This is a genomic window from Actinomadura sp. GC306, assembly GCF_004348665.1.
Classification (GTDB): Bacteria; Actinomycetota; Actinomycetes; order Streptosporangiales; family Streptosporangiaceae; genus Spirillospora.
Map to the genome: position 1 here is coordinate 1 of NZ_SMKM01000489.1, position 2,033 is coordinate 2,033.

General features: G+C 75.7%; 1 pseudogene. It reads left to right on the forward strand.

Annotated elements, in window-relative coordinates:
* Positions 1–22: 22 nt before the first annotated feature.
* Positions 23–2,033: pseudogene (locus tag E1200_RS32900) on the forward strand (hypothetical protein); the annotation flags it as partial.

The window sequence follows — 2,033 nt, forward strand, 5'->3', positions numbered from 1 at the left end:
CCGCCCGCCGACCCCCACGTGGGTGGACACCTCCACCGCGTTCGTCGGCCGGGACGCCACGCTCACGGAACTGGTGGACGCGGTCACGTCCTGCCGCCTGGTCACGGTCACCGGCGTCGGCGGCGTCGGCAAGACCAGGCTGGCGGCGGAGGCCGTCCCCCTGATCACCGAACGCCTCGGCACGCCGGTCGCCGTCGTCCAGCTCGCGCCCGTGCCCGCCGGCCGGGTCGACACCGCCGCCGCGACCGCGCTGGGACTGCACCGCCCCGCCGGAACGGCCCGCGCGGCCGTCGTCGAGCATCTCCGCGTCTCACCGGGCGTCCTCGTCCTGGACAACTGCGAGCACGTCCTGCCCGAGGCGTCCGCGCTGGCCGCGGCCGTCGTGACGCGCTGCCCCTCCGCGCGCGTGCTGGCGACGAGCCGGCACCGCCTGGGCACGCCGTCCGAACGGCTGCTGCCCCTCGAACCGCTGCCGACCCCCGACGCCGCCGCGGCCCCGGACCGCATGGACCTGGCGGCGAGCGTGCGCGTCCTCGGCGACCGCGTCCGCCGCCTGCGCCCGTCCTTCGGCCTGACCGGCGACAACGTGGCCGTGGCCGCCGACATCTGCCGCCGTCTGGACGGCCTGCCCCTCGCGCTGGAACTGGCGGCCTCCCGCATCGCCGTCCTCGGCCTGGAACCCGTCCGCGACCGCCTCGCCGCCGAGGACCTCGCCCTCCTGGACGAGCACGGCCCCGGCGGCCTGCACTCCGTGATCGACTGGTCCTACCGCCTGCTGACACCCGCCCAACGAGACCTTCTCTCCCTGCTGACGGTCTTCCCGGCCGACTTCGACCCCGCCATGGTCGAGGAGCTCGTAACCGACCGCCCGGCCACCGAGGACCTGGCCGCGCTAGTCGAATCGTCCCTCCTGGCCACCCACCCGGCCGGCCGCGACGTCCGCTACCGGATGCTCGCCGTGGTCCGCGCGTTCGCCGCCGCCCGCCTCCGCGAGACCGGCGCCGAGAATCAGGCCAGGCGCGCCTACGTCCGCTGGGTGCGCCGCTGGACGGAACAGGGGGCCACCGACTGCACCGGCCCCGCCGGCGTTGCCGCGTTCGCCCTCCTCGACCGCCGCCGCGCCGACATCGAACAGGCCCTCCGCTGGGCCGCAGAAGACCCGCTGGAAGCCGCACGACTGGCCACCGCCGTCCAGCTGTGCCAGCACTGGCAGCCCGGCGCCGAGACCATGGCCCTGACAGCCGAACTAGCCGACCGCTCCAACTCGGCGCCGGCCCTGGCAGCAGCCGCGTTCGCCCTCACCAACACGGGCGACACCACCCGCGGCCGCGACCTCGCCACAGCAGCCCTGGCCGCCGGCCCCGCCCCCCGCGAGCGCTACCTGGCCCGCCTCTCCCTGGGCATCGCCGCGATGTACCGCGGCGACCACGACGACTCGGCCGCCCACTGGCGAGCGATCACCGGCATGAACGACATCGCCCCCGCCTACCGGGCCTCCGCGCACAGCTCCCTCTCCCTGACCTGCTGCTACCGCGGCGACCTGCCGGCGGCACGGCGCGAGGCGGAACTCGGCGTCCTGGGCGCCGAGACCTGCGGCGCCACGGCCGTCCGCGCCTTCGCCCTCTACGCCCTAGGCGAGGCCGAGACGGGCACCCGCAAGGCGAAACTCCTGGCCGCCGCAGCCGACAAGGCCGACCTGGTAGGCGCGACCCACGTCGCCCAGGTCGCCCGGGTCGCGCGCCTCGCCGCCCTGGTGCGGACCGACCAGCACAGCGAAGCCCTGGAACTCGTCCCCCCACTCCTGGACGGCACCCACCGCGCCGGCGCCTGGCCCCAGCTGTGGACGACCATCCGCATCTTCGCCGAACTCCTGGCGGCCCGCGACCACCCGCACGAGGCGGCCCTCCTCTTGACCGCCGCGGACGCCGCCGAAACCGCCCCACCCCCCACGGGCCCCGACATAACCCGCTACACCACCCTGAAGACCACCCTCCGCACCCACCTGGGCGAAGAGACCCTCACCGGCATAGCCG